A 7,586-nucleotide genomic window follows, 5' to 3' on the forward strand; every position below is an offset into this window, starting at 1 on the left:
TGTAAGACCACTGTTGAGTATTCGACAGTGGTCTTTTTGCTATGTCTATTTACTTAACGGATTGTTAAGAATTAAATTTTGTTTGACAGGCCACATTGATTAATCCATAATACAATTCATACTAAACATATAAGAATTATAGGGGGAGCGGATTATGTCATATTTTAATGTATCTGTTAAGAAACCGGTTCTGTTGGGGGCAATAGCAGTTTTGCTATTGATGGTAATTGCAGGATGCTCGGGATCTAATAATAAGGCTGCTTCAAATAAAGATGCGCAGGAAAGTGCGAGTCCAGCAACAGCAACTCAGAGTCCTCAAGCGGCAGAGCCGGCAGTAGGAGGAACCTTCGTCTATGGTCGGCCTGCTTCTGTAACCTCGCTAGATTTGCATAATCAGATTACGTCCAACAATGCTTTTGCTATCGATAAAGTATTTGAATCATTAGTCGCTTTTGACAGCAAAGGTGAAATTGTAGATTGGCTTGCAAAGTCACATAGTATTAGTGAGGATGGATTGACGTATACTTTTGAACTTCGCGATGGTCTGAAGTTTTCAAATGGTACGGATGTGACTGCAGAAGATGCTGTATTCTCCCTTGAGCGGCACTTGAAGGTTGGCGGCCCGCTGGCAATATCGGCAAAGGTCGGCACAATTAAGGCGCAGGATAACAAAACGCTTGTTATTACACTTAAAGAGCCTTATACACCATTTATCTCAGAGCTATCCAATTTCTCAAATGGCATCTTGCCTAACAATTTTGGTGGAGTTTCCGAAGAAGAATTCTTTAAGAAGCCCATCGGAACGGGACCCTTTATGGTTGAATCATGGGATACAGCGGGTGATCTGACCTTCACTAAGAACAAATTCTACTGGCAAGAAGGTAAACCATATATTGATAAGCTAGTTTATAAGTTGATTGAGGACGATAGCCAAGCAATCAACCAGCTGAAGGCTGGAGAAGTTAACGCTATTGAATCTTTAGCACTGCAAAATGCCAATGAGATCAAAGATGGAGCTGACACAAAAGTAATTACTAACGGTAGTTGGGTGACAGAGCAATTGTTCTTTAATACGCTGGATGAACATTTCTCGGATGTGCATGTTCGTCGTGCTCTGGCTCTGGCGCTTGATCGTGAAGGCTTAACCAAGGCTTTAACCTTTGGTTATGCGCAAACAGCAAACTCATTGCTGCCAACAACAATTCCTTATAACTCCAATGATACAATCAAGGCTCTGAACTTCAATGTCGAGGCAGCGAAGGAAGAACTTGCTAAATCTGCCTTCCCTAATGGATTCACTACCAAATTACTTGTAGCCTCCGGCAATAGTACAAGAGCGCAAGAGGCGCAAATTATTCAGGCAGCGGGTCAAACGATCGGGATTACAATTGAGATTGAGTCGATTGAGCTTGCTACTTTCCGTGAACGTTTCTTTGCATATGATTTTGCGGCAATGCTGAATAGCGGCCAAGCGGATTCCCCAGAGGCGAACTCGATCATTGCTTTCCAAACCGATCCGGAAGGCTTCAGCAAATCGTATTGGACGCATTATACGAATGATGAAGTAACGAAGCTTCTATATGAGGGCCAAAAAACTGCAGATGGCGATACTCGCGCGCAAATCTATACTAAGCTGCTGCAGACACTTGCTGATGAAGTGCCGTATATTCCGCTTTATTATCCAGATGTTTTGAAAGGTATTCGTTCTTCAGTAGATGGCCTTGTTGTTCTACCTAACGGCAGCGCCCGTTTTGAAGATGTCCGCATCAGCCAATGACGAATCTTAAGCAGGTGTTAAATCAACCTAGAGGAAGCAAGGACTCTTACAACTGGCTTGTGATATCACTTATAAAGGCGCTGGCAGTGATCTGTTGCGTAATGATAGCAGTCTTTTTCATCATCCGAATTGTACCTGGAGATCCAGCTAAAATGATATTGGGAGAATACAGTACCCCTGAGGCGCTCAAGAGTATGCATCATACTCTTGGGCTGGACCTCCCTTTATGGGAGCAGTTTATGCGATTTCTGAAGACGCTATTTACTCAGGGGGATACTGGAAACTCCATTGTTATGGGTACATCAACAAGAGAGTTGATTATGCAAAGAGCCCCAGTCACTTTGTTGCTCATAGTAATGGCGTGTGTGTTGGCGATTTTCGTATCACTTCTGCTTGCTACAGTAGCAGCTACGCATAAGGATAAACTGCTGGATCATTTAATACGTATTTTTCCTACAATAACTTTGGGTATGCCAATCTTCTGGGTTGGCTTACTTTTAATTTTACTCTTTAGTGTCCGGCTTGGCTGGTTCCCCGTTGGGGGAGTAAGTGAAGGGTGGATTGGAACTTTGCACAGTCTTGCACTTCCGGCAATCACCGTTGCTTTCTCACAGATTCCTACGCTGGTCCGTTCGTTAAGAGCACAGATGCTTGAAGTGTTAGAATCGGATTTTGTAGTTACACTTAAGGCTGCCGGAATACCAAGCAGGGTTATTTTATTTAAACATGTGCTGCGCAATTCGGCTCTTCCAACATTGATGCTGATGGGTGTGAATATTTCTTATCTAATCGGCGGCACATTGGTCGTTGAACAGGTGTTTGGAATAAAGGGAATTGGCAGCTTGTTGTTCACTTCAATTTCGAAACGGGACTTTCCGGTTATTCAAGGAATAGCACTTTACTGTGCGCTAGCTGTTGTGATCATCAGTCTCTTGATTGAAATCATTTCTTGGTGGCTTGATCCCAGAACGAAGGGAAAACAATGAAAACGATAAGACTAGAACCACGATTGTATGTGGCTGGCAAAATGACTAGCGGCTTAAAACGAATATGGAATACCCCTTCACTGCTAGTGGGGATAATTATGTTTGCAGCTCTTATTCTCTCGACTGTGTTCATACCGTATATAAGTCCCTATGATCCCTCCGAGCAAAATTTGAGCGCCTTTCTGCAGCCTCCGTCAGCTGAACACTGGCTAGGAACCGATCAGCTGGGACGTGATCTGTTTACTAGATTGATTTATGCAGCGAGGACTGATTTAAAAATCATGGTCTTGGCAGAAATCATTCCCTTTTGCATAGGTGTGTTCCTAGGAATGCTGGCGGGATATTACGGCAAATGGATTGATACAGTTATTACGCTGCTGTCAGATACGTTGATCGCTTTTCCTTTTTATCTAATCGTCATTATCGTTGCTTTTGCCAGTGGAGCAGGAGAACGAGGCATTTATATTACTTTTATCCTTGTAGGTTGGATTGTTTTTGCCCGTGTAGTGAGAGGTCTTAGCGCATCTTTTCGCAATCAGGAATGGGTGGCATCCGCTCAAACCTTAGGGCTACCCGGAGTGAAAATTATTTTGCGTCATCTGCTGCCCAATGTGCTTCCGCAAGCCGTGGTCGTTCTTATGACAGACATGATTGGATTGCTTGTTGCCATTGTTACACTGGGGTATCTTGGGATCGGTATTACACCGCCAACTCCAGACTGGGGGACTATGATCTCGGATGGCCAGCCCTTTATCACTACAGCTTGGTGGCTCTCAGCTGTCCCAGGATTTGCAGTGGTGTATACCGGAATAGCTTTGTCGCTCCTAGGTGATGGTTTGGCAGACATATGGAGGAAAAAATGATGTCTATACAACCCATTTTAGAAATAAACGCACTATCGCTGGCAGCGAAGTCAAAAGAGAGATTAGTTAACAATGTTAGCTTTTCGCTGAGCAAAGGGGAGAGTCTAGGATTAGTAGGCGAGTCGGGTTCAGGAAAATCGCTTACGCTGCGTGCAATTCTGGGACTACTTCCAAACGGTGTTGAACAGACAGGTGGCATCATTAAGAGTGACGTAAGCAGTGCGATGGTGTTTCAAGACCCAAGAGGTGCGCTTGATCCACTCTGTATGGTTGTTAATCAGCTGGCTGAAGTGGTGTATTACCGACAGAGAGTAAGCCGAAAGGCTTCACGAATGATTGCGCTGGAGCTACTCGAAAGACTTGGTCTCCCTGATTCTTTAAAGAAAAAGGATCGATATCCGAGTCAGCTGTCAGGCGGTCAGTGTCAACGGGTAGTCATCGCTTTGGCACTGGCGTGCAAGCCAGGTATTCTTCTCTGTGATGAGCCGACAACGGCGCTGGATGTCACGGTTCAACGACAAATTATTGAAACGATCACGAACCTCCAGCATGAGCTCAGCTTTGCTATGGTTTTTGTAACGCATAATCTCGCGATTGCAGCCAACTTGTGCTCACGCCTATGTGTAATGAAACAAGGGCAGATTGTTGAGCATGGCGCTAGCCTTGATATTTTGCAAAATCCATCCGACCCTTACACACAGATGCTGATTGATTCGGTGCTTCCTTTGCCAGAGCTTGAAGGGAGTAGAGACTCATGGAACTAGCCTTGCAAATAAAAGATTTAACTGTTCACTATGGCGGATTTACTGCACTGGATTGTATCCATCTGAATCTTGAGCAGCACACCACTCTTGGACTTGTTGGAGAATCTGGCTCAGGGAAATCTACACTGGCGAGAGTAATTGCTGGACTGATTGCCCCGCATGAGGGGAAGATCCTGTTAGGTACCCAAGAGTTAAAAAAGAAAAGAAGCCGTGAGCAGCGTAAAATAATCCAGATGATCTTCCAAAATCCTGATGCATCTCTGAATCCGAAGCATTCGATTAGGAAAATTCTTTCCGAGCCCTTATTGTTTCATAAAATTGTGGGACGTACGGGCGTTGAGCAAAGATGTAAAGAGCTTTTGAACCAGGTTCATTTGGAACAAAAGGCTTTAGATAAGTTCCCTCACGAATTTTCTGGTGGTCAGCGGCAACGGATAGCGATTGCTCGCGCATTAAGCGTTGAACCAAATATCCTGATCGCCGATGAACCTACGAGCGCACTGGATGTATCTGTGCAGCTTAGTGTGCTCGAACTGTTCAATACGCTGAAAGCTGAGCTTAATCTCACCATGCTTTTTATTTCCCATGATCTAGGAGTCATCAATGCAATTAGCGATACGGTAGCAGTTATGCGGCAAGGAAAGCTCGTGGAGCAGAGTCCGAAGGATCAATTCTTCATACGGCCTAAACATGAATATAGTTACGAGCTGTTGTCGGCGGTTCCTAAAATGCCAAAAATAAGTACATCAGGAGGTTTCTAATGAGCCCAGAACATAATGTACATGTACCACTTTCAGTGGATGAGTACAGTAAGCTTACACAATTGATTTCTACAATCTTGTTTACTGAAAATCCACCAGTTATCATCCCAGCTGAGGCAATTCTCGGGATCGAGGCAGTGGCTGTAGGAATAGCCGCGCCTGGTCGAACCATTGTAAATGTAGTAACAGGTCCCTATGGAAGTCTATTTGGAAAGTGGCTTGAACGGGGAGGAGCAACGGTTATTGAAGTAAAGGTTCCTTTTGATGAAGTGGTCACTGGAGACCAGGTTGCTTCCGCAATTAAAGAGTTTAGCCCTTGTGCCCTTTCCTTTGTTCAGGCTGAAGTGGTTACAGGTGGATCTAATCCGGCTAAAGAAATATTTAAGATTGCAAAGGAGTTTAATCTCATTACTGTGACGGACTCGGTTTCTGCGGTTGGGGGAGAGGCGTTACTGGTCGATGAATGGGGAGTTGATTTTGCTGTGATAGGCGCACAAAAAGCCTTGGCTGGACCTAACGGTATTAGCGCCGTCAGTATTTCACCACGTGGCTGGGAATTTCTTGAGTCTAATAAAAATGCACCGCGTAATTCCATTCTGTCCTTGCTGGATCTCAAACCTTCGCTGGATGGCGCCGCGCCACTACGAGTTGCTCCAAATATTCCGACATTAGAGGCAAGAGCTTTGATCCTGGCCTTAACACGAATTGAAGAAGAGGGATTGGAGCAAGTCATTCAGCGTCATGAAAGAGCTGCAGCTGCTACATTAGCTGGTATAGAATCCTTGGGAATTGAGCCTTGGCAAAAGGACAGCAGACATTATTCTACACTGACTACAACGGTTCGGATTGCTGGAAAGCAAGATTTGCAGATCGAAAAACCTATAGGCATTGTGGCTCCAGGAGACGGAGAACTATTTGGCCATCTTTTGCGGATCAATCATTTCGGAACAAATGCTGCTCGGAAAAGTGTGGAGGAAGCCATATTAACGCTTGCTGAGTTGTTGAAACAAGACCCTGATCAGGCCTTACAGGCTGTTCGTCTGGCTTGGGGGGAATGAGGATGATCCATAAGCATCCAGAGCTGCATACATTCAAGGATATTCATATAGCAGGCATCGAAGGTAAATGTTTTGATGTTGTGATCAAGGATGGCTATTTTTCATCTATTGCTGAAGTGGAGCCGCAACAAAATAATTCAACTCCTACAGGCACAGATCTATGGATAAGTCCTGGTATAATTGATCTTCATACGCATCTTGCTTGGACAGACTTTGATCATGCGGACCAATTGAAGCGCGACTCCCAGCAGATCGAAGCCATGCAGGGGCAAGCGTTTGAGGCTACTCTAAGGACGGGTGTAACGACTGTACGGGATGCAGGTGGAATTGTGCCAAGCACAGTGCAGCATCTTGTTCAGCAGTATCAGCAGCCTTTAAGAGTGCATACCAGCAGCGATATGCTTGGAGCAGCAGATGCCCGTGGAAGTAAACATTTGGAACAACGGATGGCACAAATCTTTGCTACAGGAGCGGGCTGGATAAAAATCATGGCCACAGGCGGTCTTGGGGCACCCACAGACAAAGTCGTAGATCCGATCTTTTCCGAAGAAGAGTTCGCATTCATTGTTCGTAATGCACATGCTCATAATAAGAAGGTACTGGTTCATACCTGGGGTGGAGTGACGATAGACTGGTCCATTCAGGCCGGAGTGGAATCTATAGAACATGGGATGTTTCTGACTGAAGATCAGGCAGGTAGACTTGCTAATTCAGGGGTAGCTTTTGTACCTACTACATCCATCTATCGCATTGCTGCAGATCCGAAAGGCGTTCTAGCTTTGAACCCGATCATTTGCGAACGAGCTGCCCGCGCTGCTGAATCGCATTCCAAAGCCATTCATTATGCAAAAAGAGAAGGGGTCCGTATTGGATTCGGTACAGATTATGCTACACCCTCATTACATGGTTATAATCTTCAAGAGCTGGACACGTTGATTGATTATGGCTTAACTCGCAGAGAAGCGTGGCAGTCTGCTACTAAAAGCGCTGCTGACATTCTAGGGAGCGGTAACGAGCTGGGGCAGATTGCAGAAGGTTTTATTGCAGATGCTGTTGTTTTCAATGTCGATCCATACCAGGCGCATAATGCAGAGGTACTTCGAAACAGTATCGTTTCCGTAATTACTGGAGCGAAGGAAGCGGAATTAATTTAGATCTGTCTAAGCTATCATCTAAAACAACTGATATCTTTTGCGGTTGTTTTTCTTTTATTATGGAATGTATATAAGGCAACAGTATATAAAGACTGAGTGTATTCATTAATACATGATTTATGGTTTTTAAGTCGTTGTAAAAAAAGTGTTGCAATGAATCTCTATACATGATATATTCTAAGTCCGGCCAAGAAATACACATGCCGAGCTCGAAAAAGAAGTT

At 44.6% G+C, this 7,586-nt stretch carries 7 protein-coding genes; all 7 read left to right on the plus strand.

The window, feature by feature from the left end; genetic code table 11:
- Positions 1-154: 154 nt before the first annotated feature.
- The 7 genes from ACWNM1_RS29690 to ACWNM1_RS29720 are packed head-to-tail and all read left to right on the plus strand — an operon-like array spanning position 155 to position 7,363.
- Positions 155-1,777 carry an ABC transporter substrate-binding protein gene (locus tag ACWNM1_RS29690; protein ID WP_449603793.1) on the plus strand — a complete coding sequence of 541 codons (1,623 nt, stop codon included), beginning with the start codon at positions 155-157 and terminating at the stop codon, positions 1,775-1,777.
- Positions 1,774-2,763: an ABC transporter permease gene (locus ACWNM1_RS29695; protein ID WP_042183789.1), complete on the plus strand. Its 990-nt coding sequence runs from the start codon at positions 1,774-1,776 to the stop codon at positions 2,761-2,763. Before ACWNM1_RS29690 ends, ACWNM1_RS29695 begins: the two co-directional genes overlap by 4 nt.
- Positions 2,760-3,626, plus strand: a complete 867-nt coding sequence (locus ACWNM1_RS29700) for an ABC transporter permease (RefSeq protein WP_449603794.1) — start codon at positions 2,760-2,762, stop codon at positions 3,624-3,626. Before ACWNM1_RS29695 ends, ACWNM1_RS29700 begins: the two co-directional genes overlap by 4 nt.
- Positions 3,623-4,390 (plus strand): ABC transporter ATP-binding protein, encoded by a 768-nt coding sequence (locus ACWNM1_RS29705; protein ID WP_449603795.1) that lies wholly within the window; start codon positions 3,623-3,625, stop codon positions 4,388-4,390. The genes ACWNM1_RS29700 and ACWNM1_RS29705 overlap by 4 nt, the downstream gene beginning before the upstream one ends.
- Entirely contained in the window at positions 4,381-5,151 is a 771-nt protein-coding gene (locus ACWNM1_RS29710) for an ABC transporter ATP-binding protein (RefSeq protein WP_449603796.1), read from the plus strand. Before ACWNM1_RS29705 ends, ACWNM1_RS29710 begins: the two co-directional genes overlap by 10 nt.
- Positions 5,151-6,209: a pyridoxal-phosphate-dependent aminotransferase family protein gene (locus ACWNM1_RS29715; protein ID WP_449603797.1), complete on the plus strand. Its 1,059-nt coding sequence runs from the start codon at positions 5,151-5,153 to the stop codon at positions 6,207-6,209. The genes ACWNM1_RS29710 and ACWNM1_RS29715 overlap by 1 nt, the downstream gene beginning before the upstream one ends.
- A gap of 2 nt (positions 6,210-6,211) precedes the next feature.
- Positions 6,212-7,363 carry an amidohydrolase family protein gene (locus ACWNM1_RS29720; protein ID WP_449603798.1) on the plus strand — a complete coding sequence of 384 codons (1,152 nt, stop codon included), beginning with the start codon at positions 6,212-6,214 and terminating at the stop codon, positions 7,361-7,363.
- Positions 7,364-7,586: the final 223 nt, after the last annotated feature.

Source organism: Paenibacillus sp. Marseille-Q9583, from assembly GCF_976954365.1.